Origin of the sequence: Methylocaldum sp. 14B, from assembly GCF_002005105.1 — a bacterium.
In the GTDB taxonomy this organism is placed as follows: Bacteria; Pseudomonadota; Gammaproteobacteria; order Methylococcales; family Methylococcaceae; genus Methylocaldum.
Genome location: NZ_MSCV01000010.1, coordinates 65,432 through 91,984 on the forward strand (window position 1 = coordinate 65,432; position 26,553 = coordinate 91,984).

At 60.3% G+C, this 26,553-nt stretch carries 28 protein-coding genes; 6 read left to right on the forward strand and 22 right to left on the reverse strand.

The features are described 5' to 3' along the window. Positions 1–21: 21 nt before the first annotated feature. From B2A78_RS26870 to B2A78_RS09295, 17 genes are all read right to left on the reverse strand, one after another. Entirely contained in the window at positions 22–150 is a 129-nt protein-coding gene (locus B2A78_RS26870; protein ID WP_276205388.1) for a hypothetical protein, read from the reverse strand. Between the two features lie 233 nt (positions 151–383). Then, a complete protein-coding gene (locus B2A78_RS09215) occupies positions 384–740 on the reverse strand; it encodes a hypothetical protein (protein ID WP_143735118.1) in 357 nt (118 codons plus the stop codon). Between the two features lie 145 nt (positions 741–885). Beyond that, on the reverse strand, positions 886–1,656 hold the full coding sequence (locus B2A78_RS09220; RefSeq protein ID WP_077729701.1) for a hypothetical protein: 771 nt from the start codon (positions 1,654–1,656) through the stop codon (positions 886–888). Continuing rightward, on the reverse strand, positions 1,653–2,414 hold the full coding sequence (locus tag B2A78_RS09225) for a hypothetical protein (RefSeq protein ID WP_077729702.1): 762 nt from the start codon (positions 2,412–2,414) through the stop codon (positions 1,653–1,655). Before B2A78_RS09225 ends, B2A78_RS09220 begins: the two co-directional genes overlap by 4 nt. Before the next feature lie 3 nt (positions 2,415–2,417). Continuing rightward, positions 2,418–4,328 carry a 2Fe-2S iron-sulfur cluster-binding protein gene (locus tag B2A78_RS09230; protein WP_205780717.1) on the reverse strand — a complete coding sequence of 637 codons (1,911 nt, stop codon included), beginning with the start codon at positions 4,326–4,328 and terminating at the stop codon, positions 2,418–2,420. Positions 4,329–4,359: 31 nt separating this feature from the next. Further along, positions 4,360–4,557: a hypothetical protein gene (locus tag B2A78_RS09235; RefSeq protein WP_077729703.1), complete on the reverse strand. Its 198-nt coding sequence runs from the start codon at positions 4,555–4,557 to the stop codon at positions 4,360–4,362. A 29-nt stretch (positions 4,558–4,586) separates the two neighbouring features. Beyond that, complete coding sequence (locus B2A78_RS09240) at positions 4,587–5,147, reverse strand: carboxymuconolactone decarboxylase family protein (RefSeq protein WP_077729704.1); 561 nt, start codon at positions 5,145–5,147, stop codon at positions 4,587–4,589. Positions 5,148–5,162: 15 nt separating this feature from the next. Next, positions 5,163–5,831: a class I SAM-dependent methyltransferase gene (locus B2A78_RS09245; RefSeq protein ID WP_205780718.1), complete on the reverse strand. Its 669-nt coding sequence runs from the start codon at positions 5,829–5,831 to the stop codon at positions 5,163–5,165. Further along, positions 5,828–6,124 carry a c-type cytochrome gene (locus tag B2A78_RS09250; protein WP_077729705.1) on the reverse strand — a complete coding sequence of 99 codons (297 nt, stop codon included), beginning with the start codon at positions 6,122–6,124 and terminating at the stop codon, positions 5,828–5,830. The genes B2A78_RS09245 and B2A78_RS09250 overlap by 4 nt, the downstream gene beginning before the upstream one ends. 69 nt (positions 6,125–6,193) lie before the next feature. Beyond that, positions 6,194–7,528: a hypothetical protein gene (locus tag B2A78_RS09255; protein ID WP_077729706.1), complete on the reverse strand. Its 1,335-nt coding sequence runs from the start codon at positions 7,526–7,528 to the stop codon at positions 6,194–6,196. A 53-nt stretch (positions 7,529–7,581) separates the two neighbouring features. After that, the gene (locus B2A78_RS09260; RefSeq protein WP_077729707.1) at positions 7,582–7,947 is read right to left on the reverse strand and encodes a hypothetical protein; all 366 of its coding nucleotides are present in this window, start codon (positions 7,945–7,947) and stop codon (positions 7,582–7,584) included. A gap of 115 nt (positions 7,948–8,062) precedes the next feature. Further along, positions 8,063–8,686 (reverse strand): DUF2231 domain-containing protein, encoded by a 624-nt coding sequence (locus B2A78_RS09265; protein WP_168175380.1) that lies wholly within the window; start codon positions 8,684–8,686, stop codon positions 8,063–8,065. 132 nt (positions 8,687–8,818) lie between these two features. Continuing rightward, the gene (locus tag B2A78_RS09270; protein ID WP_077729709.1) at positions 8,819–9,214 is read right to left on the reverse strand and encodes a hypothetical protein; all 396 of its coding nucleotides are present in this window, start codon (positions 9,212–9,214) and stop codon (positions 8,819–8,821) included. Positions 9,215–9,509: 295 nt separating this feature from the next. Next, complete coding sequence (locus tag B2A78_RS09280; protein ID WP_077729711.1) at positions 9,510–9,845, reverse strand: multicopper oxidase domain-containing protein; 336 nt, start codon at positions 9,843–9,845, stop codon at positions 9,510–9,512. After that, positions 9,845–10,405, reverse strand: a complete 561-nt coding sequence (locus tag B2A78_RS09285; RefSeq protein WP_168175381.1) for a multicopper oxidase domain-containing protein — start codon at positions 10,403–10,405, stop codon at positions 9,845–9,847. Before B2A78_RS09285 ends, B2A78_RS09280 begins: the two co-directional genes overlap by 1 nt. A gap of 493 nt (positions 10,406–10,898) precedes the next feature. Then, positions 10,899–12,290: a TolC family protein gene (locus B2A78_RS09290; protein WP_168175382.1), complete on the reverse strand. Its 1,392-nt coding sequence runs from the start codon at positions 12,288–12,290 to the stop codon at positions 10,899–10,901. A 76-nt stretch (positions 12,291–12,366) separates the two neighbouring features. Beyond that, the gene (locus B2A78_RS09295; RefSeq protein ID WP_077729714.1) at positions 12,367–13,785 is read right to left on the reverse strand and encodes a copper oxidase; all 1,419 of its coding nucleotides are present in this window, start codon (positions 13,783–13,785) and stop codon (positions 12,367–12,369) included. A gap of 464 nt (positions 13,786–14,249) precedes the next feature. Here B2A78_RS09295 and traF point away from each other — a divergent pair, with 464 nt between their 5' ends. The 3 genes from traF (at position 14,250) to B2A78_RS09310 (ending at position 19,975) form a co-directional block, all read left to right on the forward strand. Continuing rightward, the gene (gene traF / locus B2A78_RS09300) at positions 14,250–15,257 is read left to right on the forward strand and encodes a conjugal transfer protein TraF (protein ID WP_077729715.1); all 1,008 of its coding nucleotides are present in this window, start codon (positions 14,250–14,252) and stop codon (positions 15,255–15,257) included. 95 nt (positions 15,258–15,352) lie between these two features. Then, the gene (locus tag B2A78_RS09305) at positions 15,353–16,693 is read left to right on the forward strand and encodes a conjugal transfer protein TraH (protein WP_240502464.1); all 1,341 of its coding nucleotides are present in this window, start codon (positions 15,353–15,355) and stop codon (positions 16,691–16,693) included. A 12-nt stretch (positions 16,694–16,705) separates the two neighbouring features. Beyond that, positions 16,706–19,975 carry a conjugal transfer protein TraG N-terminal domain-containing protein gene (locus tag B2A78_RS09310; RefSeq protein ID WP_077729717.1) on the forward strand — a complete coding sequence of 1,090 codons (3,270 nt, stop codon included), beginning with the start codon at positions 16,706–16,708 and terminating at the stop codon, positions 19,973–19,975. A gap of 145 nt (positions 19,976–20,120) precedes the next feature. Here the strand turns inward: B2A78_RS09310 and B2A78_RS09315 are convergent, their stop codons facing one another. The 5 genes from B2A78_RS09315 to B2A78_RS09340 form a co-directional block, all read right to left on the reverse strand. Then, entirely contained in the window at positions 20,121–20,750 is a 630-nt protein-coding gene (locus tag B2A78_RS09315; protein WP_077729718.1) for a cold shock domain-containing protein, read from the reverse strand. A 391-nt stretch (positions 20,751–21,141) separates the two neighbouring features. Continuing rightward, complete coding sequence (locus tag B2A78_RS09320; protein ID WP_077729719.1) at positions 21,142–21,687, reverse strand: FlhC family transcriptional regulator; 546 nt, start codon at positions 21,685–21,687, stop codon at positions 21,142–21,144. Then, positions 21,662–21,985, reverse strand: coding sequence for a flagellar transcriptional regulator FlhD (locus tag B2A78_RS09325; protein ID WP_077729720.1), 324 nt, complete (start codon positions 21,983–21,985; stop codon positions 21,662–21,664). The genes B2A78_RS09320 and B2A78_RS09325 overlap by 26 nt, the downstream gene beginning before the upstream one ends. 234 nt (positions 21,986–22,219) lie before the next feature. Continuing rightward, positions 22,220–22,927: a lytic transglycosylase domain-containing protein gene (locus B2A78_RS09330; RefSeq protein WP_077729721.1), complete on the reverse strand. Its 708-nt coding sequence runs from the start codon at positions 22,925–22,927 to the stop codon at positions 22,220–22,222. Positions 22,928–23,186: 259 nt separating this feature from the next. Next, positions 23,187–24,158, reverse strand: coding sequence for a ParM/StbA family protein (locus B2A78_RS09340; RefSeq protein WP_077729723.1), 972 nt, complete (start codon positions 24,156–24,158; stop codon positions 23,187–23,189). A 672-nt stretch (positions 24,159–24,830) separates the two neighbouring features. Here B2A78_RS09340 and mobI point away from each other — a divergent pair. From mobI to B2A78_RS09355, 3 genes are all read left to right on the forward strand, one after another. Continuing rightward, positions 24,831–25,358 carry a conjugative transfer protein MobI(A/C) gene (gene mobI, locus B2A78_RS09345; protein ID WP_077729724.1) on the forward strand — a complete coding sequence of 176 codons (528 nt, stop codon included), beginning with the start codon at positions 24,831–24,833 and terminating at the stop codon, positions 25,356–25,358. Between the two features lie 227 nt (positions 25,359–25,585). Continuing rightward, complete coding sequence (locus B2A78_RS09350) at positions 25,586–26,038, forward strand: antitoxin Xre-like helix-turn-helix domain-containing protein (RefSeq protein ID WP_077729725.1); 453 nt, start codon at positions 25,586–25,588, stop codon at positions 26,036–26,038. Continuing rightward, complete coding sequence (locus tag B2A78_RS09355; RefSeq protein WP_077729726.1) at positions 26,038–26,508, forward strand: RES family NAD+ phosphorylase; 471 nt, start codon at positions 26,038–26,040, stop codon at positions 26,506–26,508. The genes B2A78_RS09350 and B2A78_RS09355 overlap by 1 nt, the downstream gene beginning before the upstream one ends. Positions 26,509–26,553: the final 45 nt, after the last annotated feature.

Here is a 26,553-nt window from a genome sequence, read left to right on the forward strand (position 1 = left end):
CGGATGTCCGGTCCACGCCGGTCACGCGGCCGAATCGCCCCGACGCCCCGCCTGAACGCCGGCAACGGCGTCCTCCACGACCACGGCACGCGACGGATCCACCCGGAGGCGCCGCGCCGCCTCGATGAATCGGGTATGGGCTTGCCCCAAAGATGTTGCTGTTCCTGTCGGTGGAGATCCCGCTATTTCGTGGGACACGGCTGCCCCGCTACGGCCGTGGCGAACCCCAGGGCCGCGATGAGGCAGCCGGCGAGGGCGAGGATGCGTGGAAGCCGGTCCGCGTTGCAATCGGTCCCACCGCTGGCGGTTTGGGTTTCCAGAGCTATCCATCGCCCGCAGACAAGATTACACGACTCCCGATCAGCGGCCTTGGGAGGCTAGCATTACGGCTGTTGCGGCATCGGCTGTTCCGGCATCGGGTGTTCGGGCATTCCTTCGGAGCCGCCCGTTGCCCCTTCTTGCTGACGCGTCATCTCTTCCATCATGTCGGTCATCATCTGCATGTGCTTTCTCATCTCGGTCATCATCTGATCCCGGTCCTTGATGCCTTCCATCATCTTCTGGTGGTGACGTAGCTCCTGCATCTTCTTGTCCATCATGCCTGTGCCCCTCATTCCGCGCTGCTGTCCCATTCCGCCCATGCCACGGCCTTGCTCCATCATGCCGTGACCCTTCTCCTGAGCGAGCACAGGTACCGAGCCGAATGTGACAATGGTCGCCACGACCACCATGATCTGCATGAAGTGTTTCGTAGACATATGATCCTCTCTGTCGTTGATCTTGAGTGTTGCGGTTTTCTCTCCGGGTAAGGCGGCGCCGGAGCGCGCCGGAAGCGGCTTCGCAGAAACGGCGGTGCTCGTGCCCGTGCCGTGGAACTGGGTGGCCCTAGTGGTGCTTGTACCATCCAACCTCCTTGATGTCGTTCCATGCCGTTGTTTGATGGCAGAGGTAACACTGGTTCACCGGTGCATGCGGTTTTCCGACTACTCTTTGCGACACCATCCGGAAATGCTCCATGTAATGGCTCGGCGGAGCCTGGTGACACTGTGCGCAATCCAGCGATCGGGCCGAAGGATGCCGATATCCGGCGATCGTCCACTGCTTGGTCCCATGGCACTGACTGCAATCGGCGCCGAACAGGCCGATGTGTCGGTCTTTCGTCGCGTGGCACGTCGCGCAATCCAGCGCTGCATCCAGCCGAGTCAAGCCTCCGGGCCGATCGCGCAGCCAGTGCCGAATCCGGTCGGCCGTGACACGGGATTCGGTCTCCGGCGCGGATGTGCTCAAGTCATCCCAGCCAATCCGGGCGAGTAGAGCATGGTCCATCACGACTGGACGAATACTCACGCCCTGGTGTTCGATGTGGCATCCGGCGCATCGGCCGATATTGGCATGAAACGCGGTAGGCTGCCGCTGGAGAAGGGGCTCATTGTTGGCATGACAGACGATGCACTTGGCCGCTTCGACACCGTGAATCGACGTGTGACAAGCGGAGCATTTCTCTTCCAGGAACCCATGGGCGGCCGACAGCTCGCCGGGACTGATGAAGCGCTGCAAACGCCCGGCATTGGCCGTCACGTGCACCTGAAATGCGCCCAAGGCGACCGCCGCCAGAACGAGACCGAGCACGATCACCATCAAGAGCCCCTTGCTCACGGGTGAAACCACCTCAGCCCATAATACAGGCCCGACCAGACATGAATACCCAGCAGGAGATACAGAACGACCGAAAACCCGATATGCCATTTCAGCCAACGATTGAACGCGGCCTGGAAAACGTCATGCATCTTGATCGAGTACTCGACATCCGCGATGGCCTCCGCCAAGCGAACCGCCTGTGCCGCGGTCACGCCTCCGACGCCGGCGATGGCCGTGCTCGGAAGGAACAATCCTGCCAGGAGACGCGCCAATAGGCCTTGGGTTGCGAAAGCCAGCGCCGGTTCGGCATGCTGCCCCAGCTCGAGCACAGCGGCATCGTACTGCGTTTGGAGTCTTGAAAGCGTCTCTCTCTGTTCTCGAATTTCCTGCGAACACCGGTTCAACAGATAGCGGCCGACGAAGCCGGTCAAGACGACGATCAGCATGGTGCCGGTCAGCAGCATGCCCAGCGGACTCTGAAACTTGTGTCCGGTGTGCAGGAGACCCAGGATCGGCCCCACAATTCCCGTGTAGACGTGCCACGCCAGCAGGGTCCGCAGGGAGACTTTCCGCGTGACGGCGCTCTTCACCGGACCCACCCGTTTGACCAGGGCATAGGCCAGCGGGGTCACCATGAGCAGCGCGCCGGACACACCCAGCACGCCGCCGGCAAGCGAGCCGGCAAATCGCGGCGAGCGATGCACGAAGAACCCTAGCCCCAGCACCAGCATGAGGACGATGAGACCGGCGATGACGACGCGTTCGCGTTCCTGCATGAGCTACGCCTCGACTGCAACATCCGCCGTGGATTTCGCCTGGCAGGCCAGAATGAATCCAGACGCCTTGTCTTCCGGCATCAAGCCGTCTTCGACGGCCATGGTGACCTGGCCGGACAGCAGTTTCGTCTTGCACACCCCGCAGTAGCCTTGGCGGCAGGAGTAGTCGATGTTGACGTCGACGTCCTCGGAGGCTTCCAGCACGGTCTTGTCCGGCGGCAACGGTGCGGTCTTGCCCGAGTGGACGAACGTACATAAGGCGGCGGCCACCGCCGGCGGCGGCATAGCGGAAACCGGCACGCCGGCCGGAGGCGAGGGACGCGGCTCCGCGCCGAGGAAGGTTTCGGTTTGCACCTGGTCGGGCGGGACCCCGATCTCGGCCAGCATCGTCTTCACCGCTTCCATCATGGGCGGTGGCCCGCAAAGATGCACACGGCGGGTCCTCAGATCAGGGACCGCCTGGAGGAGCAGATCTTTGGTGATACGCCCACGCGGTCCGGTCCATGCCGCCGAGGTCTCCTGGCTGAGCACAAATGTGACGTGCAGATTGGGATGACGCCGGATGAGGTATTCCAGTTCCTCGCGGAAGATCACATCCGCCATCGTCGCGCAGGCGTAGATGAGAAAGATCTCTCCCGCCCAGCTCTGGTCGGTCAGATAGCGCAGGGCGCTCATCAGCGGCGTGATGCCCACACCGCCCGCAATCAGAACGATATCGGGCGCTTCCGTGCCGCGAAAGCTGAATTTCCCATACGGACCCGAAGCCCCGATCAGATCGCCCGTCTTGACCCGCTCGTGCAGGAACCCCGAAACCAGGCCCTCCGGCGCCTGCTTGACCGTGATCTCACACCAGCTGCGGCAGCACGGCGAGGAGGCGATTGAGTACGAACGTTTCGCTTCCTTGCCCTCGATCGTGACGGAGACGGTCAGGAACTGGCCGGGCTCGAAGACAAAGGGCAGATCGCCCTCGGCCGGATGCGTCAGACGGAACGTGCGCACATCGGCGGTCTCTTGAAAGATCAGGGCCACGCGGAGTTGCCCGGACCAGTGGCCGGCCGGGAGCGTGGTCGGCACAACGACCTGGTACGTTGTTGGAGCCGTGGCGGGCGCTGGTGTCGGTGTCTCGGCGGCCGCCGTGGGAGTCGTGCCCGCCACTCTGGTCTGTGGACTGCTGGCCGGCATCGCGGTAACGGCCTGCTTGCCGGAGGTCAGATTCCGCAGTAACGCTCCCGCCCGGTTCATCCTCTGAACCGACATCCAGATCATCGTGCCCGCGAAAGCCAGCAGGATGAACATGGTGACATAGTGGAACCACGACAACCCGAACAAGCCGTGCGGCGCCTCCTCGGGCACAGAGGTCGCGAGGTTCATTTCACGCTTGAACCATTCGAGCGCCACACTGCGAGTGACCTTCCCTTCAGCCAACGCCCGGTACGCCGCAAGACCGCTCTCAAACTGCGCCAGCCCTTGCCGCAGGCGCGCCGTCGCCTCCTCGAGGGCGGGAAAGTCGTCGCGGGCTGCCGACTTCGATAGCGCCTCCAATCCCTCGGACAGAAGTTCCATCCCCGCTGTCATCCGTTCGTGGGCCTGTTGTTGAAGCTCGTTACGTTTCTCAGACGGCAGGTCTGAAGGGAGCGCCATGAGCGACGGGTATAACTCTTTTGGCGGGGGCGCCCCCATCTCCCGCATCATTTCGCCCATGCCTTCGCCCACCTCGCCCGCCGCTCCTGGACCGGCAGGTTGCGAGGCGCCCGGCCCTGCCTGCCCTTGACCAGGATGATGGGCTTCGTGCCCGCCAAGCGATATCTGACCGGGACTCGGAACCGCAAAGGCCAGTCCCAATCCCAAGGCCGTCACACGGAAGGGAACACCGAGGCGTGAAAACATTCCGCGGCGGCGATACCGGTTATCCATGCGAAGGTCTCCCGTGCTTCTCACATAGCCTTCATCCCAGTGCCCGTGTTTGGCGTTCCTGATGGCGTGCAGGAATATGAGCCAGGACGCGCTTTACCGGCTCGGCTTCCGCGACTAAGGCGATCAGTCCGAAAAATGGGACGCCACCCTTTTTCGTTCTGATGCTGGCGGTGACCAGATACTTTGAACCGGTGACGGTGCCGCAGGCACCCAGAAAAGTGATCTCCATGGTTATCCTCCTTTCAAGTCCTTTATGGTTCAATCATCTTGCGGGAGCGGCGGAGTGCAAAACCCCTGCGGCGCCACTCCCAACGCCGCATTGAACTTGCTGGACAGGTTTTGAAAGGCGATCAGGCCGGTCAGTTCGATGATCGCGTCGTCGTCAAAATGGCGGCGCAGCCGCTCGAAGTGTGTCGGCGTCGGCTGCCGGGCCGAATCGGTGACCGCCTCGGCATAGGCCAGCGCCGCTTTTTCCCGGTCGGTGAACAGGGGGCTGGTTTCGTATTCCGCCAACACCGCCAGTTTATCGGCATCGATGCCGCGCCGTAGCCCCACGGCAGAATTGAGATCGACGCAGAAAGCGCACCCGTTGATCTGGGAGACGCGCACGGTGATGAGTGTACGCAAGACCGGCTCCAAGGGTGAAGACCGTCGATCGAAAGCGCCGTAGAGGAGGGCCAGGGCAACGAACACCTTGGGCGTGCGGGCCCACAGGCGGGCGGATTCCAGCACGGCGCCGTAACGGCGCTCCTGATTCCAGAAGAACAGCCGCACGTACCAGGGAAAACGGTGCTGGGGAGGGGTTTCTATGACGGCCATGGCTGACTTCCAGGTTCAGGTGGATCGATCGGTTTGCACGCCCGATACAAAGAGAGCGTCCCCGCGATCGTGGTGGACTGCCCGGTTTCCTCGACCGGATCGAAGCCGGCATCGCGGAACAGGATCGGCAATAAGCCCTGGATGTTGTCCTCGACTTCCTCGAACCCATCGCACGATCCAGGAAAGGAAATAGGTCAATCCATTGTGGGGTCTTCCGAAATCGGCCACGTGCAATTCGCCTCCGGGCCGAAGGACCCGAAAGACTTCTTGCAGTGCCCACCGTTTGTTTTCCGCATTCAAATGATGGAATACCAAACTGGACAGCACACGGTCGAAGGAATTTCCGGGATAAGGCAGTCGGTAGCCTGTCCCTTGATGCCAAGTGATGTCTACGCCCGCCTTCGCGGCTTTCTTTCGGGCTATTTCCAGCACTTGGGCATCCACATCCAGCCCGACGACCTCCGTCTCGGGATGCCTCTGCTTGACCAGGATCGTGAGCGTTCCCGTGCCGCACCCCAGGTCCAGCACCCGATGGCCGGGTTGAATCTGCGCCTGCTCGATCAACCGGCGCTTGAATCGCGATTCTCGAAAGAGCCATTTCAGCACCGGGTCGTAGAGCGGTGTCAGCCACTTGAAACCCAAGGCGGGGATATAGCCTTCTTGGTCGGCCGGCGTGCTTTTCACTTCACTTGGTTCAGCATGTAATCCACAGCGGCCTCGATGTCCTTCTCCGACAGCGCGGGATTGCCGGCTTTGGGCGGCATCGCCCCCTTGCCCTTGATGACGGTGGCCACGAGGGCTTCCTTGCCTTGCTGGAGGCGCGGCTCCCACGCCTTCTTGTCGCCGAGTTTGGGGGGCATGGCGTTGTGGCACATAGCACAGGCTTTGACGTAAATCTGTTCGCCTTCGGCCGCCGCCGTGGGATCAGCAGCCAATAAAGCCAATAGCGCCAAGCTGGTATCTCGTAAGCTTCTCATGTCATCCTCCTTCGAAGTTGCCGAATGTTCATGAACGCGCACCGTAACCGAACCGGCGGCCGGTCATCCTCAGAACAGAACCCAAGTCAGGAAAAAGAGCGAGTTGTTGTCCCCCGCATCCCGGCCGAAACCGTCGTAGTTGTTGCTTGCGCCATTAAACTGGGTATAGCCGGTATAGCGCAGCGCCAGTTTCAGATAGGGCAAGGGCAGGTAATTCAGCTCCGCCAGCCAGCCATCCGTATTGGGGCTTCCTGTAGCACTGCCGAAGACCGGTTCCCCGGTGTTGTAGAGGAGTTCGTCGCGATCGCCGCGCGTGAAGAAATACTGGATTCCCAAGCCATATTTCCGCTGGAAGTAATAATGCACATCCGCCTTGAGTGTTCGTAGCGTATCGGAGCGGTTGGACGCTTCGCCCTCCACGAAACCGGCGGCCCAGGTCTGCTTTTCATGGATATAGTTCGCCTGAGCCGTGAAGATGTGGTCTTCAGCGATGTATTGGTATTGCGCATCGAAGGCCAGATCCCGGAACCGGTTGGTCGGCCCGCTCAGTTCGCCTTCGGGGAAGAGGTCGGCCACCATCCCATAAGTGCCGACCGAAAGGCTGTGGGATCCCCACTCGCGCTGCAGGGCGACGCGCCAGTACGGCGCGAAGTCGTCGACGACGTTTTCGATCGGGTTACCGGCGGTCAGCGCCCGTGCAGCTCCATGTCGGCCAGCGCGATAGAAGGCTGCTTCCGCATACACCAGGTTGTTCCACATCACGTAGGTGCCCACCCCGCCCACTTGGGAGGCCAGCCGCAAGTCCAAAAGCGTGCTGGCCGCGGGTTGCACGGCCGCCGTTTCGGTGTGGGGAAATGCCCACTGCGGGGTGCTGTTGTAGATGTCCGTTACCGTCGGGGTGTTGCTCAGGGTGAGGCCGTACACCCATTCCTTGTTGGCGAGGGTGAAGCTGTCCGCATAGCGGGCATCGAACATCTCCATGGCCCACCGTTCCTCGATGCCGTCATAAGAAAACTGCACCAGAGCGCCCGAGTTACCGATGATCTTCCCCCCGTAATACACGCCCGCCGCTTGCAGGAGCGGGTCGCCGTCCCGGGGAAAATCCGAAGGTCTCGCGCCGGTGGTGTTGGTCTTCGCAGTAGACGTAATCGAAGCCTGCAGCAGCCCGGAGATCGGCAAGATCGTCAGGAGCGATTTCTCGCGCGGGGGGCCGCTCATGGAAAACCCCCGCAACTTGAACTGTCTCCCGAACGGGGTCAGCTCCGGGAAAACCGTGTGGCAGGAAGCGCACTCCATGCCCATCTGCCGCCCCATGCTCGGCACGGCCAAGAGGCTTTTGGGCCCGAGGAGAAGGGCCAGCAAGATGAGTGGCGTTATCTTCAAGGCGTGGATCCAGCGATACATAACCTCATCCTTATCGTTTTTCCGAGCACTCATACCCATCCGACATCCGAAGGTCATGGTGGCGTTTGCGTCGCCAACTGGCGATGCAGCTTGGCGAGACTCAGCTTCTCCTCTGCCGCTTCCCAATAGTTGGCGGCAAGCCGCAGATAGTACTCCATGAGCGACCTTCGCACCAGCACGTGTCCACCGTACTGGCGATAATAGTCAGCGATCCTTCGATGTTGTTCCGCCTTAGCTCGGAGTGCCTCGGCCTCCCGCTCGTAACGGACGGCCAAAGCCTCATGGTCGGCTTTGGTTCTTGCCTTGGCGATGGCTTCTTCCAGGGGCTGTTCCCCAGTCGCCCGATACGGCTGACCCGGCGCGCAGGCCGTCAGAATCGCCGCGATGAAGAGCAATAATCTCGGGGTCGATCTGCGCATCGGCAATGCCTCCTCTCACGATTTTTGTCCTCCTTTGCAGAATCCATTTGTCGTATGCCCCACCTGATCCTCGCTCAGTGCGGTGCGTCGTTCTTCCGAAAGAGTTCTTTCTCCACTAATGGGTATGATGGGCATGAATGTGTTCCGCGCTCACCGGATCTTCACCGCAAGGCGGCGTTTCCATCCCGGCTTCATGGTGATGTTCCTCCAGGCTGGAAAACGCTCCTTCCCCCGTATCGGCCGTTCCGCTGGGATGGGGCTCTTGCGGCGGACATGCCGCCTTGGTTCCCACGCCGTACTTGTAGACCATCAAGCCCCCGAGGTCGGCGCCGAAGGTCATTGTGCCAACCATGATTACGCCGAAAAGGAGCTGAAAGAACTGTCCGATTTTCGAAATCGCGCTACCGGCGATCATCCTCCAAAGGGACAGAATTATCGCGAACGACAACACGGTGAGACCGTAGGTCCTGTGTCTGGCCATGATTTCATGGACTTCCTCGTTGTGAGGTAGAGTGCTGGCCGCCCATAATCCAGCGGCAACGGCAGCAAGAGCACCCAAAGTGCCGAGATAAAGCATCCAAGAAGCTGCCGTTCTCAGCTCTTTCTTGGCGAGGAGCAAACCAAGCAGCTCCATCGCAACAAAGGCGTTTAAAAGAGCGATGGGAAAATGCACCAGCAGCGGATGGATATTGGCCATCTCGCCGACGCCCGGCAGAACCTGTGAAATAAAGTCGGTCATGGATAACAAAGTCTTCATCGGTTGAGGAACGCTGCGGTAGAACTCGTTACAGCGCTGTCGCCGTCTCCGCCATTGTTGGGTTCAAACAGAGCCTTTGCATGTGCCGGAGCCAAGCCCCGGCACGGCATCGCACTAGTGCTGATGGTCCTGGTTGGCGGGCGCCGTTTCGTGCGTATGGCTCGGTTTGGTTTCGGGCGGATTTTTCGCGGCCATGCCGTGCATCATCGGCATGCGTTCGTGCATCATCTGCATATGTTCCTTCATCAGTTGAAGATGCTCCTGCTTCAGTCGTTGTATCTCCTGGGGGTCCTTCGCCTGCAGAATTCGATTCATGAGGTCGTGCATCTTGAGCATGCTGTCCTGCATTTCCTGCAGGGACTTGTCCATGTCCATGCCGCCGCTGGTGCCCTGTGTCTTTTGACCTTCGGCATGTTGGTGGGCAGGGGCTTTCTGCTTTTCATGGGCGAAGCTCGGCAGGCTCAAGGGCGTTATGAGCCACAAAACGGCAAATATCTTTGATCTTTTCATCACATTACCTTTATTACCTTTAAAAATGGTTGAAACTCAGTAAGGTCGAGCTTCTTGCACTGATTGGCGAAAATGACCAGCGTGGGTTCGCCTTGCCCTTTCGCAGTTCGTTCGGTCCTTCCTCGGCCGGCCGCTCGGCGGCCCGTTCGCTTCGGAGTCCCTGCCTCAAATCGGTCGAAAGCCGAGCGGCCAGCTCGGGCCGCAGTCGGTCAGGCCAGCGCTCTATCGCGGCGGTATCCTCGTTGTCGCAATCCTGCGCAAGCTCCAATTTGCCTGATGGGCGCTTCGCATGGCGCTAGAAACCCTCGTAGCGGAATAAGGTGCCCATCCCGGCATCGGCGTGGTGAAGCTCATGGCAGTGGAAAGACCAACGTCCTGGGTTCTTCGCCACGAACTCGAGGTCGTAGCGCTCTCCGGGAGCCAGAGGCACCGTATCCCTGGAGAACGGCATCGGGAGCCGGTTGCCATCGATGGCCCCGACCTTCAGCGTGTGACCGTGCAGGTGCATGGGATGGATCGACATGGAACTGGCGTTGATGAGACGGAGCTTCACCCGCTCGCCTTTGTTGACCATCAAATGATCGGTGGCCGGCCAGGCTTTGCCGTTCATAAAGAAGAGATTCGGCTCCATCAGACGGAGTCCGGATTCGTGTCGGTCATCATGGGATCGAGCTTCTCGTTTCGATCCGAGAGGATAACGGTGTATTCCCGGTCGGCCCGGCGCTCGTTCTTCCCTTCGACGATGAATGCTCCGTACAGGCCCATCTGCATCTGCATCGCTTCATCGGGGATCGGGCCGCCGGAACCGTGGGTGTGATAGAAACGTGTCCCTGCCGGCTTGGCGATGAACTTGTAAACGAATTTGCCGCCCGGCGGTACCGCCTCTTGGCTGACCCCCGGAACCCCGTCCATGTCGGCGGGAACCTCGACGCCATGCCAGTGGATGCCCGTCGGAACCGGCAGATTGTTGGTGAAATGGATCGTGACGAGTTCGCCTTCCTTGACTCGGATCTCGGGGCCCGGAATCTGGCCGTTGTAGGCCCAGCCCTTCAGTTTCAGACCGGGGCGGGGCTCCCAGTCGATCTCCTCGGCGGTCAGCGTGTACTCCGCCGCCTCTGCGACACCGATCAAAAGGACGCCGCTCAGGGCCACGGCCAGTCTTTTCAGGAAGGTGCTTATCTTCGGGTTCATTCTCATCTTGCTATTCTGGGTTGTTTACAAAGAGGGACGTCCGGCGCATGGCTTATGGCGATACTGCCGGCGATTGGGCTTGACTCATCAGGAAATGACGCGATGGCCTACCTGACGCACAAAAGCCCTTCGTTTCCGTGCCGCAAAAGCTCGGAAACTGCACGCAAACTCATTGGCAATCGGCGTGCCATCCGGATTCCGAAGCGCATCGAGCCCCATTCCAGCGATGGGCAAACTCCCTATATCTTCGAGGTGTGAGGGAATTGGTTACAGCCGACGATTTGGATCACACTTTTTTCGAAACCCGCCGGCATTCGATGGCGTTTTGCCGGGATGTTCGTCTGGCAAGGCAGGGTTTCGAGGAGTTTAGGGCGATCGATCGGGGGCGAGACGAAGGGGTTTCGAGAGTGATCCGGTATGGATCTCGTGGATCAGAATCCGCACAGTCCCATGAAAACGGTTCGGAGGCTCAGATCGACCGGATTCTTCTGCGTTACGGCTCGATTCCCCGGCCCGGATTTGGTCCCACGGCGCGGACAGCGCTTGGCAAGGCCGCAGATTCCACTTCGACGCCGGGCGCGTCGGATGGTCGTTCGCTGGGTTCCCCCGGTGCGGCAAGGCCGTCCAAGAGGAGCAGACCGCGGATTTCCGCGACGCTCCGCCAGAGGCCGGCTAGGGCCGTCACATAGGCCGCCTGGGCCTGAAACAGGGTGCGCTGGGCGATCAGGACCTGCGGATAGGCGGCGGCCATCTGCCGGTAGCGCTGCAGGTACATTTCATACGCCTGCCGGGCGTCGTCGAGAATGTGAGTGCGGTAGGTCTCCACCGTCTGACGCTGAGTGAGATAGTCGGCGTAGGCGGCCGACAGCCGTCGCTGGAGGGACAGTTCCACGCGCTGGACCTCGAGCCGCGCGCCGTTGAGATCGGCGTGCGCCGCCCCGACGTTGCCCTGATTCCGGTCGAACACGGGCAGCGGCACCCGGACTTCGGCGAAGCCTTCCGGGCCGACCACCTGATTTCCCGGCGCGAACCGCTCGAAGTTGTAATGGACGCCGAGGCGCACGGTGACGTTGGGAATCCATTCGACCTGCGCCCGCTTGAGCGCCGCTTCGGCGCGCCGCACCTGGGCCTCGGCGACCTTGAGTTCCGGGCTGCCTTCGAAAAGGGAGGCCACCGCGCCCTCCCAGGTCAGATCGGGAACGGTCTCCTCCAGAGTGCCGGCCAGCGGACGGCGCTCCAGCTCGGCAGCGCCGACGACCGCCGCCAGCCGGCGCCAGACCTGGTCGAGGCCGTTCCGTGCGGTCTCCCGCGCCAATTGTGCCTGCCGCGCCTCGATTTCGGCCTGCAGCAGATCGGGGCGGTCCGCCTGGCCGACGTTGATGAGCTGATGGGTGATCTCGGTAGCCTCTCGCGCAAGCTCCCCCAGCCGTTCGCGCAGGGTGAGGAGCTGCTGCGCGCCCAGGGTCTCGTAGTACAGCAAGCGAATATTGTTCAGCACCCGCAAACGCTGCCCCTCGGCCTGTGCCTCCGCGCGCGCCTCTTCCTGCTCGAACACCCGACGGCTGAGCCCCAGCTTGCCCGCCGTGACAAGGGTCTGCTCCACGAAACCCCCATGCTCGCCGCCCGAGGCCCGCTCGCTGATCTCCTGGCCGTCGTAGCCCACCACCGGATTGGGATACAGCCCCGCCTGAAGCTTGCGCTGGGCCGCCGCTTCGATCCGGGCCGCCGCCTGAACGAGGGTCGGATTCCGCTCCAGCGCCAGCTGCTCCAGTTGCTCCAGGGTCAGCTCACCTTGGGCCGGTCGGGACTGTTTGTGCGGAGCGGTTGCGGTAGGAGACGGCTCATGGACATGCCGGACGGCCTCGGCGGCAAACGGCTCCGCCATCCACCACCCACCGAGCAGGACCGTGCTGGCGAGTTGGACGCACCATGGAAAGCGACCGGTCGTGCGTCTCAAGGGCTTATCCATGGTGATGGGGTGGCGTCCTTCGCTTCGGCTTCCCTTGGGTCGCCCGGGACTGAAGTGCCTTAATCTTCTCGTACTGATCCGGTTCGAGCACGCGGACCAGGGTCATCATGCCCTGGATGCCGCCGCTCCAGCCGGGACGCAGACCCTGGGTCTCCGGTTTGGCGACCGCTGCGTCCTCCGCCATGAACATGTCCTGGGGATAGCCGGGGACGCGCGGCGGCTTGGCCCCTGCGCCATGCTGGCCATGCGGCGGCAGGTGAGTCGTCCGTTTTTCCAGGTCGGAGCCGCCGCCCATCGTGCGCCCCAGGCTGGGACCCTGTTCCTCCGAAAGCGCATCACCCTGCCGCGGCATGCCCATCCCTTCCGTCATCCCCATGCCGGCATGCATGCCCCGGCCCACGTGTGCCAGGGGACCCACCATGGAGGCCATGTGGTTCATCATGTGATGGGGCAGGTGACAGTGCAGCGGCCAGTCGCCCGGATACTTCGCCTCGAACTCGATGTCGCGCGCCTGAGCGACCCCCAGTAGCACGGTATTGGCCGGCGTCCAGGCCGCCTCGGGCACGCGACCGGCCTCGGTGCCGGTCACGTAAAAGGTATTGCCGTGCAGGTGAATGGGGTGATGATCCATCCCCAGGTTCACCATGCGGATGCGCACCCGATCGCCCAAACGCACGATGAGCGGGGTCGTCGCCGGTCCCACCCGGCCGTTGATGGGAAGCCAGTTGAACTCCATCGACAGGCTGTTCGGCACCGTGTTGTTGGGCAGGATGGCGAACTCCTGGAAGATCAACCCGAAGTCCCGGTCGACCCGGGGCTGGTACGGCTCCTTGGGGTGCATGATGAACAGTCCGATCATTCCCATCATCTCCTGCATGGCCATGTGCGAATGATAGAAGAAGGTGCCGTGCTGGTGCAGGGTGAATTCGTAGACGTACTTTCCGCCCGGCGGAATGGCATCCTGATGCACGCCGGGCACCCCGTCCATCGCGAATGGGATCTCGAAGCCGTGCCAGTGCATGGAGGTCGGCTCGGGCAGCCGATTCTCGACGACGATCCGCACCCGATCCCCCTGCCTCACCTCGATGGTGGGTCCCGGCATATGACCGTTGAAGCCCCAGACGTCGAAGCTCCAACCGGGCTTGAACTCGCGCTTCACCACCTCGGCAATGAGGTGAAAGACTTTGACGCCGTTTTCCAGGCGCCAGGGCAGCTTGGGGATATCGGGGGTTTCCACCGGCAGGAAATCGCCAGTCCCGGCTTGTTCGGAGGGTGGTGCGGCCGCAGCCGGCTTCGCCTCGACGGTTTCATGGTCCGGATGGCCGGTCGGGGTGTCCTGGGCACGCAGGGAACGAATACCCAGAAGGGTCGACGAAGCCATCAGCCAACGAAAAAAATCGCGCCGAATCATAGTTCAAGAACTTGCTGTACTGTCCATATCAGGGCTGTTTGACCCGGGCGCTCCATGACGGGTTCGTGACGGTCTTTCGTGCTCCGTCAGCCGCTTAGGGGAGCAACTCAGGCAGAACGACAAGCGTCCCGGACTGACTGACTTGAACGGATGGGTCATGTTTTTCCATGCCTTCTAGCTGATCAAAAATTCCTTCATCTACCATAGGGTTTGGATAACAGATCGTTTAAAGCGAAAAATAAGCCAAGTTTGACTGACCGTGAAGTCCACGCGTGGGCTTTCTACGGAGGTCTCCCTTCATTCAAATGTGATGCTGCGGGTTACATTTAACTATCAAAATCACACTGGTAATCGGCTGAGGTACAGGAAGACACGCCATTGATATTCGCGAATCAACGCAAATGATTCCGTCCTTCGCAATCTATTCAAACACCGGGACCTAAAAAGACCAAGATAATCGCCGCATGAATCGGCAATCTTGGCTTCTTCTATTTCCCTACCTGCTGTTGGCGCCCCACTTGGCCAGGGGATCGGATTCCGCTCCAGCTCCTGAGCCTTCTTTTTTTCTCGACAAGGAGCGCGGGTGGTTTTGGCGAGAAGTCGAACCCGAACCCAAAAAGTCGGAAAAGGTCAAGCCGGTCGAAGAAGCGAAAGCTCAATCGCCACCCATTACCCAGTCTGAACCCGCCAAACCTGAACTGCCCCCACTATCCGCCGAATGGTTCAGGAAAAATCTGGAGCGCTATCGGGACAAGGCCATCGACGATCCTACTTCGGAAAATGTCGCGGCCTACTATTACTTACAGCGGGTGATGATGGACAAGGCCCAGCGCTTCACCGACGTGGCGCGACATGTGGTCATGTCCGATCCCCTGCTCGACGAAAACACCCGCCGGCCGATTGCGACCTTTGCCGTCAATGAAGCCAACCACCTGGCCGGCCTCGCCAGCGCGCAGGCGCTCACAGCGATTGCTCAGAAAGCCGGAATACTGTTTTTCTTCCGGTCCGACTGCCACTACTGTCACATCCAAGCCCCGCTCCTGGCCCTGCTCGAGAAGCGTTTCGGCTTCAAGATCTATGCGGTCTCGCTCGACGGAAAACCCATGCCGGGCGGCCTCTACGCCGATTTCCATACCGACCAAGGGCAGGCTCATCTGTTGGGCGTCGTATCCACGCCGGCCCTGTTCCTGATGAAGCCGCCCAACGACCTGGTGCCGCTCTCTCAAGGCGTCCTGTCGCTGGACGACCTGTCCGGACGAATCATCCTGGCCGCCAAGGAGTCGGGCTGGATCGACGAGGCCGTGTTCGAAGCCTCTCGCGGCCAGCGCCTGATGCCAGCGATCCTCCCGCCGCCCTGGGCAATGACCGCCGAGGTGATGAGCAATCCCGTGGAGATGATCGACGTCTTGCAACGGCAAGCAGGATACCCCGCCAGTGAACCGCTACAGATACCCGTCCTCCGGAGTCCGTAATGCCGTCCTTTCGAACCCGCCGAACGACCGTACTCCTTTGGGCCCTATCGCTGCCGCTCGTAGCGAATGCCGACCTCCAGCAGGAAATGGACGCCATGTTCGGCACGATGACCAACGTGACGAGTCCCACCGCTCACTTAGGGCAGCGCCGGGGCGTGATCACCGCCGGGTCCGTGGTTTCCCGCAACCGGGTCATGAACGCCAACCTGGTGTCCTTCGTTCCCCCTTCGTTCAGCGCGGGATGCGGCGGCATCGACCTGTTCGGCGGGTCGTTCTCGTTCATCAACATGAACCAGTTCATCGACTTGATGCGGGCCGTGGCGGCCAACGCCGCCGGCTACGCCTTCCAGCTGGCGATCAACGCGATGTGCCCGGACTGCGGCAACATCATGTCGGATCTCCAGAAGAAGGTGCAGCAATTGAATCAGTTGTTCTCCAACTCCTGCCAACTGGCCCAGGGCCTCGTCAACGACGCGGCCAGCATTCTGCCGGCGGAAACGCAGGCCACCATGAAGAAGTCGACCGTCGCGTTTTCGAAGGGCATCACCGACGTGTTCGGGGCCTTGACCAATGCCAGTTCCCAGGGCGATCCCACCAACCAGGTGAAGACCAACGCCGCCGCGGACATGGAGAAGGTCATCCAGGGCAATCTGGTCTGGCGCGCGCTCAACCGGAATAACGCGGGCAGTTGGTTCAAATTCGGCGGGAACGATTTCCTGGAGGCGGCGATGAGCGTCACCGGTTCGGTGATCGTCCAGCCCCCGGAGACGGCCCCTGACGGCAAGGGCGAAAGCAATCCGGTCGTCACGCTGCCCAACATTCTCAGGATCAAGGATCTCCTCAACGGCTCGGGCGGTTCCGATTACCAGAAGGTCAAGCTCTACGACTGCGATACCCCCGACATCGATGGCTGTCTGAACCCGACGCCGGTGGACGTTTCCCTCACCGGACTCAAGCAGCGGGTTCGCGACCTTCTGGTGGGCACCGGCGCCAACAACGGGCTGCTCTACAAGTTCGCCACCAACACCGGCCCCCTGACGGCGGAGGAAATGGCCTTCATGGAGTTGGTCCCCGGCGCCATCGGCGCCATGATCCGCAACCTGGCCCGCGAGGATTTTGGGCTGGCCCGTCTCTTCGCCGACGAAGGCTCGCCGGTGATCGCCCTGGAAATGGCCCAGCTCATGATTCAGGGCATGCTGGATGCGGTCCGGCAGGCCAGCTCCCTGCAGGATCACGCCTACGCCACGAGGCTCGGGGATTCCCTCGACAAGGCGCGTCTGGATCTGCAGGCCGAGTCGGCGGAGTTGTCCGGCCGCTACGGAAATCCGCAGACGCTCATGCAGTTCTACACCAACTTCATGAGCGGCTCGAAAGCCCGGACCTACGGCTCCTTCGCGCAGACGCCGGGCTCCCAAACCGCCTATCCGACCCCCTGAGGAAATCCCGCCATGGTCTTCGAGATCTTTTCCATCGGCGACTCGGCGTTTCTGGCGGCCATCCTGAATGCGATCGCCATGATTGCCGGAACCGGGCACTACACCATGGCCGCTGGCGTCGGCGCCGTGCTGGGGGTCATGATGACTATGCTCAGGGGGTTGACCCAGTACGACGCACGGGGCATCCGCTACCAGGATGTCCTGGCGTCGATCCTGATCTATCTGACCCTGTTCGCCCCCGGGGTCAAGGTCGCCATCGAGGATGCCTACACCGGGCAAGTGCAGGTGGTCGACAATGTCCCCTTGGGGCCCGCGGTGGCGGGCTCGATCATGTCCAACATGGGGTACCGCCTCACCCGCTTGTTCGAGCAGGCCTTCTCGACCCCCAGCATGACCGAGCACGGCTTCGCCGATGCGCTCCAGGTCATGACCGCGGTACGGAAGAATCTCCTGTCCAGGATCCAACTGGGTAAGGCGAACTCGCCCAACAGCGGCGGCGATCTGGAAAACTCCCTGGTCAATTACGTCAAGGAATGCACGCTCACCGGTGTCGACTTGGGGCTGCTGACGCTGGACGGGATTATGCGCAACAGCCAGGTCCTGAACGCCATCAAGTTCGACTCCAACGTCTACACCACGGAAATCTACACCGGTGGCGCCCCGAAGATTCTGGATTGCACCGACGCCTGGGCGACGCTGGACCTCTATGTGAGAAACCTGGCGGTCCTGGAAGTCGAGAACGTTCTGAAGGAGGCGCTGAAGGTCGCGCTACCCGCGGACGTTCAGCCGAGAATCGATGAGGCCTTGACGGTCCTGACCGGCGGCAGCGTCAGCGCTCTGGACTACATGCTGGCCTCGCTGATCACGCCGATGTTCGAGAAGGGCGTGGTGGGACGGCACGAGGACGGCCTGAAATGGAATAAGGCCGCTATGGTCGAGCAAGCCATCCAGCAGCGCAATACCCAGTGGGCCGGCGAGCAGACTCTGTTCACCCGCATCGTCCGCCCCATGATGACCTGGATCGAGGGGTTCAGCTACGCCATTACCCCGCTGATGGCCTTCGCCGTCATGCTGGGCGCCCGAGGCATTCACATCACCGGCCAATACTTCTTGATGCTGCTGTGGATCCAGCTCTGGATGCCGATCCTGGCGATCGTCAATCTGTACATCACGATGTCCGCCGCCGGGAAAATGGCCGCGCTCGACGCCGCGCAGTTCAATCTGCCGTCGATCTACGGCATCTACCAGATGGACATGGCCATCCAGGAATGGCTGGGCGTCGGCGGCATGCTGGCCTCATCGACGCCCGCCATCGCTCTCATGCTGGTCTACGGCGGCTCGATCACCGCCACCCATTTCCTAGGCCGGATGCAAGGTGGGGATTTCATCGACGAAAAAATCGCCTCGCCCAATATCGTCAGCCCGGCGCCGGTCATGAATATGCAGCCGAACTATCAGCATGCGCCACTGACCGGTGCGACCCTGTTCGGTGCCGAAAAAGTTCTGCCGTCCTTCCAGGCCGGCAAGGATCTGAGCGCCGCGGTCTCATCCGCCTCCGCCGCCATTCAGCAGGCCTCCCGCAGTTTCATGGAGAGCCTGTCGAACACGGCCTCCCGTTCCAGTGGAATCTCCCACGAAGGCTTCGATGCTCATACCTTGGGCAGCCGGCTAGCGAGCAGCACGAGTCAGACCGATAAATTCATCCGGGCCACCGGTGAGGACTTTGCGCAACGGTATCGAGATACCGGAATATCCGGCGACGATTTCGCAGCCTTGGTGGGCAGTTCGGCCGCCATCGCCGGATTCTTGGGAAAAGGTAAAGAGAACGATAAAGAATCTTTGGCAAATCTCAAAGGTTCGGTATCGGGACAGCTCCAGAATCGATTTCATGTGGGGGAGAGCCAGGCCGACGAAATCGCATCGGACATCTCTCAAAAGGTCGCCAAGGACCATGGCTGGCAAACCGACCTCGCGCGCAGCGTCGCCACCGATGTTCAGTCGGGAACCCGGGAGGTGGCCTCCCTGGGGCTCCAAAGGCAGGAGTTGTCTTCGCTGCAGCAAAGCGCGTCCGACACCGTTTCGGCCTCCGAGACCTATAACCGAACCGTGTCCGCGCAAAGCCGCTTCGGCGTATCGGCAAGCTATGGCGCGGCCGAGACGGGCCTCAGATTCGCGGGCAGTCAGATTTTGATGTCGGAGTTGGATGCCGCGCTCGACCGCTTCGGCCTGCGGGGGGATGCGCAGCGCCTAGGCGCCGAATGGCGAGCGTCCGGCTTGATCGCCGATAAAGAACAGGCTTATGCGGCCGCAGGGATGTCGTTACTCACGGGACATTCGTCCCCCGTTTTCAGGCATCTGGATGGCGATGATTCGCGTACGGCGGAATCGATCGGCTATCAGCTGCTCGGTGATGCTTGGGACGCACCCAAACCCAACACCGATGCACACCCGGATGCCAATGCCGGATTGGTAAACCAAACCCCGGAATTCGGAGTAACGAGATCGAAGGTCGAGCAGACCAGTTTCCACGATCCCAGAAACGAAACGCGAGGACTGGAAGGCCGTGTCACCGACCGCATCCAGTCGACCGAAGGACAGATTGCGGGCGGCGAGAGAGCCGTTGACGAGGCTTATCGCGCAGGTCAGAAGCAAGTGGACAGCTCGGCCGATGAAGGATTTGGAAACATGGATTCCGACAAGGCTGCATTCTTCCGCTCGGAAATCAGTAAGGCTGCTAAGGGCGGGCAGTCACTGGCAGAGATGAATTACGATGCGGTGGGTGGGGCGATTTATGATACGTTGAAAACCTTTTCGGGCGCCGATGCCGCCGTTGAGGGAGGGCTCAAATCGTTTATGGACGAGTTCGATTCGGCTCGTGGGCGAGGGAAATCGTTTGGACAGGCTCTTCTGGTTGCCGCGAGCGCCGCGCCGGATGGCGCAGATAAAGCGGTCGATGCGTGGGCGAACCAACGGGTCAAAGAGACCGGGAGCGGACTGACGCTGACTCAGCGGGCGTACTACCGTGCATCGATGTTCGAATCGGTAGCCGGTGTCTCGATACTTGGGGACTATGGTGGCCAATCAGGTCGCCTACGCGATCAGCTCATCAAAGAGCATGGCGAAGAAGTCGGAACCGACATTGCAAGCCTGTTGAAACGAGCCGCGGGGCAAAACCGGACCGACTTAGTCGGCTTGGTAGGAAAGTACAACAATGCAATGGAAGGAACAGAGGACTTTTCCACCAATGCCACTGAATACAAAAGACACCCCGCAAATCCGTGACGCCCTGAAATCGATCATTAAAGACGTCGAGAGCATGCCCCGTCGCCCTTGAGACCGGATACGGCCAAATCCCTCCTAGATCGAAGACCCCGCAGACCCCAAACGAGCCATCGATGGCGCCGGGCGCTATATGCGACGATGATAATCAATCGTGCCAAGGCGACCGCCGACGCGAAGTCCTACCGGCAATGCGTTTCGCCCTCAAAGCTAAATGCGATGACACTTTCACCAAGCCTCTAGCTAACCGATAAATCAGATAAGTTGCCGGCACGGAAACCAAGAATCCAAAAAATAACGGTGCAGGCAACAGCAGAGCCAGAAGAATCGTGACGGTCAGGCTACCTAGAATTGCAACAAACAATTTGGATACCCAAGGCTCCGAAGGCTCCCGAAAATCAGCAACCGTTCCTCCGCAAAACTGGCAGATCGAATAGATCGGCGCCCCATAGTTGAATACGACTCTGGGCACAATCGACGTACCGCAGTGAGGACAAGACATACGGCCATTGCGGGCCAATGGCTTTTTGATTTCAACCAATGAATCTGGATTCAAGCGAACGCGGACGGCACGGGGACCTTTTCCGTCCTGCCGGGGCTCGAAGAGAATGAAATTGCCGACTTCTGGCGCGAAATCGTCGGCCGTGTCAGCGACATGGAAGAACCGGCGGATACCGTCTTCACCGTCGATGAATCCGTAGCCTTTTTCTTTCGAGAACCATTGGATGGTTCCTTTCAGGATGGTCGTTCTTGGGTCCTGCTCGATCGTCAATCTCATGGGAGCTCCTTCCGCCTGGTTCACCGATAGCGTACCCGCAGAGTACCTGCTGGATCAATCGGATAGGGCGGGCTGATAGAAAATAAGTCCTCACAAGGTTCTGTCTTGGCAAAGCTGGGAATGCCGACAGGCAGCACGACAATCTTGACTGGATATGGGCCAATGGAAGGCCGCCATCGACGGACTTCATCGATGGCGGTGATTGCTGGAATGCTTTCAGAAGGCCGGTTGCGTGACTGTCTCCACTTCAGATACCCTAGGCAACCGCCCGACGAAGAAGCGTTCAGTCAATGAACGTTAAGGTCGCATGGAGGCCTCCAGGATACCGATGATGAACCCTATGTGTCGGACACTCGGGATTCAAAACGACGGAAGATTCTCGATGGGTGTCCTATCGGAGCCGTGATCGCTTCATGACCTTGTTGGAGCGACCGGACTTACCCACCTGTCTAACGGCGAAGCAAATCGGACAGGCGGGGGGCAACTTGCTGTCGCCCGCCACCAGATAGGACGAGGCGCATTTCGAACAGCGATGCATCGTTGCCGTTTTGGCTCGCATCGCCCGTGCGATCACCCAAGCCTCCGTCAAATCGGCAGGTCGCTTTCGTCTCACGTGACGGGTCAAAGTTGAAAACAGGTCCCAGGCCTCCATCACCGCGTGAATGTCGATGACCTGGAGTACCTTCTTTCCTCCCACTCTTCGGTAGATCGCGGCAAACAGCGAAACGTAGATGTGACTGTTCCGATTCGGAAGCAACGTTGACATGGAGGGCAGCAATCCGGAACTGGGCGAGCGCCCATGGATCTCCCGATACCAGTCCCGTATGTCGGCCAAAGGTATCTGGGTGTGGAGATGGATGATGGGTGTCCGAAGTTTTCTTCGAATCAACTCCAGAGCCAGGGATCGCCGATCATGCTGCTCCGTCATTGTCGTCATCTTCCCCTCCCCCCGCCGCAATCATCAACAAAACCCGGGCCTTGACCAGGTCCTCATCCATCTCCGTATTCTGGAATTCCTTCCAGAACTTGTCCGGTAGCCTTGACGAATAACAGAGCACGCCCGACCGGGCCAAGATCCTGATCTTCTCGAAGGACAGCTCCGGCAGACGATTCACGCTGTCCTGGGATATCCCCATCACCAAGGATGCGTTTTGAGATTTGCCTTTCAGCGCCATATCCCGCGCCTTGAGCAAATAAAACAGATTCAGTTCATATAAGTCCAAATCGAAACTCATCAATACACCTTATCGTTAGCCCCCTAGGGGGTGAAATAGTTCACAGAAAACGATGTCGGGCATCGCTATCATTCCCGTGAACGCAGCATCACAGGTGAACTCACGACAGATGTCTTTCGCTTCGGAGAGCATGTGCAGGGGCTTTTCGGCCCTAACCCTTTTCGAGGCTTGTCGTGATCTGTACAAAAATCGTTCCGGCCGATTCTTCGCCCGGATTTGCTTTGAAACCCATCGTCAAAGTAGCCAGCGGATTCGTTGGGCGACCGCCAATACCCGTTGTCCATAGCGGTAGGCGTCGGTATCGTTGTGCCAACCGGCGTGATAACGCCCGATTCCGAGGGTGAGATTGCCGGGTGCCGAGCGGATTGCTTCAGCCAGCACATCGGCGCCGACCCGGATATTGGTTTCCGGATCCAGTAACTCTTCCGGGCTTCGCACTCGATGTCCGTGCCACCGGACATTCACTTGCATCAGGCCGACGTCGATGGCGCGAATACCCTTGGTCAGGGCATCGTTAAGGATTCCTCTGGCCACTATCCGGGAAGATGGGATAATGGTCCGTCCTTGTCTGTTGATCGCCCAGGGCCAGGGTGTGGCCAGGCGGTTGTTGACTTGAGGAGACTCGACCAGGGCTACGGCGTATAGGATGTAGGGATCCAGGCCGCGCTCTGTAGCGACTCGCCACCACGTCGTGCCGCGAAGCGCTTGCGGGCTTATGGCTTGGTTTTTTCCATCCAATGGCACGGTCGCATTGCCCGCGGCACTGGTGTCTCCGCACCAGGCGGCGGAACTCGACAGGTACAGAATGACGGCGACTGCGGCGACTCTTTTGGTATCGGCGGTCTTGAAATTTCCAAGAGCGATTTCAAGGGCCGCTCGGAAAGCGGTCTGGAATCTTCCGACGTGAGGGTCGGTGCTGTTCAGGCGTCTTGTGCAGGTCATCCCGACATCCCTTCTCTCAAGCGATCGCGAACCCGATGGAAGCCGGTGTCCGTCTTCCTTGCCGACCTACCCTCGATGCCGGGTATCGAATCCGGGGACAAGAAACCACCTGCCGCGGTGACGGCCCCTGAGCGCAGAACCGTCATCCCGACGCTCGCCAATAGCCTCAAGCGTTCGGCGCGCTCCCGCGAGGGCATTTGTTCGAGATCGGCTACCAACTCGGCGTAAGCCCGACTCGGAAACTTGACGACGATCCGCATCACTCAGACCCGAAGTAGTAAAAGCCGCGGGCGTTGGCGAGCGCCGGCTGCTCCGGGACGAAGATCGGGTTGGAGGGAAACAGGCTTTTGGCGATGGGTTCGTAAAGCGCCGCGCCGCCGCCGGTCAGCAGAACCGCATCCACGCTGCCAGATTCCTTGCGAAGCGACTGGCGCAATGCCTCGAGCGCCACCGGCGCCACCCGCTCGGCCGCCTGCTGGAGGTAAGGTGATATCTCGACCTGCCGTCCAAACAAGAGCACGTGATCTCTTTGCATTCGCAACGCCTCTTCCAGGCGTTCAACGGGCGCCGTTCCGCCGTGCTCGTCGGCCATCAGCCGGCTCGCCTGTTCCAGCAACACCGACATGGCTTCCAGGCTGGTACCGCTGGACGACCTCCGGATGTCGCCCTCTTCGACCAATACCCAGTCGACCGAGAAAAATCCCGGGTCGATGACCAGCACGCGGCCTTCTTCCAGGATGGAGACGGCCAGGCTGGACCAAAGCAGATCGAGATAGCCGCCAATCGGCTGAGGCACGACCCGGACGGCCGAGACCTCCACTTCGCGCCTGGGGGTTATGCGATGCGTCCCGGCGAGACGCTCGCCCAGGGCGTCCCGTCGCGAACGCTCCAGCCATTGCGAGACCGGCAGGCCCGTCACCAGCAAATCCACCGTGTCCCGCTCGGACAACAACAGCGCCGCATGAAACAGGGCGCGATAGGACGCCGTCTGCACATAATCCTGGTGCAGTGCTCGATTCCAGGTGGCGAATTTCCCCGGATTCACGCAGGCCGCCCAAATTCCGCCATCGACGCTGACCCGTAGAGCGTCTTCTTGTTTACCAATCGACTCCGGCAGCCGATCGATCGGCGCCGCGCCGGCCGGGTAGAGCGATACCGTAGGACCGTTTCCGGTTTCACCCATGGCCAGCTTCAGATTCGAATAGCCAATGTCCATTCCAAGTACAAACATGGTTTCATCCACTCCCGGCCAACTCGCCTGGGTAAAGAGATCGATAGGTACGCAGCAAATGCACGGGCGTTACACAGATACGGCAACACCCCGAAAACTCGCCCCAAGTCCTGGAACCGGGTTCGCCATAGGGCTACTCGAGGACAATTTGCATTTGTGCACGCGGGCTCAGGTCGCCTAGGTATTCACCAAGACCTCAGCAGGACCGGTGGGCAATCTACCCGTATTTCGGTGGGGGATGTGTCGAAAAAGATTGTCTAAATGAGCAACTTTTTCGAGCACAGGCGACGTCGTGTGGGTGATAGATTCAGATCGTTCACAGTTCGACGTGCACGAACCCCATGCGCAGATAGCGCGGAATGAACAAAACAGAAAAGCAAGCCACGAATCCCAAATGAATATTGGGATTTGAGACGCGATACGTTAAAGAGGCGTGTGCCGCGCGATAGTCAATAGATTCACCAACAATCGGATTGTCATATGGGGTAACCGGATGATAGGAGGCAGAAGTTTTCTAGCCATAAATTCCCAACATAGTGTTGGGATTATGGTCAAAGATTTCTTAAGGACATACCCACTCGGATCGGGAGATCGTCCCGCGAGTTTCTTCACAATCCCCTCCATTGGGGCGAAGCCATCAAATCCCAACAGATAAGTATTTGGGAAACGACGATGCCCGCAGATGCGAATAAAGAAAGGGAAAAAACAGAGAGTCAAAGGGTTCCGTCCCCGGTATGCGCCTGGCTGGCCGCGTCCCTGCGCGAGTTGCAGGACGAGGCCCAGTTGCTGGTGGATGACTACTGGCGCCGACTGAAGGAAGGCCGAACCCATCAAAAACGGTATGCCCAGGGAAGTGTCGGCGTGAGGCTGCGGGCGCGGGACACTGGCGGTTTCAGCATCGAGTGGTACGAGATGGGAAGACTGGGCGGCAGCGGGCGCTTTGTCGCCAAGAAGCAATTCAGCAAGGGGCGGCGGAGCCATCGCTATGCCCTGGATCAGGCGTTGAAAAATGAGCCTGAATGGATCGCCGAACTGGTTCGGGAAACAGAGGAGGTCTTCGCGGATATCCGCAAGCGCCAGGCATTACTCGTCCGGATCCGGGATTCGCTCATCGCCTACGAATCGGAAACCAGCGGCAAGACGGTGACGGCGGAAGCGATCATAAGCCGGGGAATCCATACCAGCACCACGTTCCTTTGAACTAAGGCCTACACTGGACCAAGGGCGCAGGAGGATTGGATGAGATCGCCGCATGCCGATTTCTCTGAAATCAGCCAAATAGCATGGGTACGAGACGGATCCGCAGGTTGGCCTTCGATATCCTTCCTCCGGGGAACGGATGCCGCTATCCCGGTGGTCCTGGTGTATTAGGGGTAGCAGCCAAAGGGCAGTATAATGGATGCCAAATGGCACTTAGTAGGTGATCTATGGGCGCAACATCGACGGTACCCGATTTCTTGAGCGCCGAGGCGTTGCTCGGAGGAACCTCCGTGCTGCAGAGATCGCCGCGCTCGCCGCTGGATTGGGTGTCCGTCATCCGCCGGGGCATTTCGGCGGCGGCGGTGGAGTCCTTGGGGAGAGCCTTACGGATTTCCCAGGCGGAATTGTCTGAGGCCTTGGGGATTCCCGAGCGCACGCTGGCCCGGCGCAAGCGGGAAGGCACGCTGTCCAGCGAGGAATCGGCGAAACTCGTGCGCCTGGCCCGCGTGGTGCAACGCGCCGAGGAAGTCTTCGAGAACCTGGACACGGCGGTGGACTGGCTGAAAGCGACGAACGCCTCGCTCTCGGGCCAGACGCCGCTAAGCCTGGTGGATACCGAAATCGGCGCCGAGTGGGTCCTCGACACCCTGGGCCGGATTGAGCAGGGCGTATTCGCCTGATGCCGACCGGGTGGCGGATCGTCACCGCTCGCTTGGCCAAAGCGGCCTTTACCGGCGAAGGCGCACGCCTGTATGGTGGCCGGTGGAATCCGAAAGGTGTGCCGCTGGTGTATACGGCGGAAAGCCAGGCGCTCGCGGTGCTGGAAATCTTGGTGCAGGACGAGCCTCTCCGCGCCCGTTATGTACTGATCTCGGCACACATCCCGGATGATCTCGCCCTCGACCGGATCACGGTCGATCAGCTTCCGCCGGACTGGCGGAGCCCGGAAGCAAGAGGGGAACTGCAAAAACACGGGGCGGATTGGGTACGGGGTGGTACCCGTGCCGTGCTGGCCGTCCCGAGTGCCGTGATCCCGGCCGAAACCAACTACCTGCTGAACCCGGAGCACCCCGACTTCGCCCGGATCGGGATCGGGGAACCGCTAGAGCTGGTGACCGACCTGCGCCTGTTGAAGAAAGTCTCGCCTTGAAGAGAGTTCAGTGCACGGCACTCCGTCTTCCTTAACACGGCATGT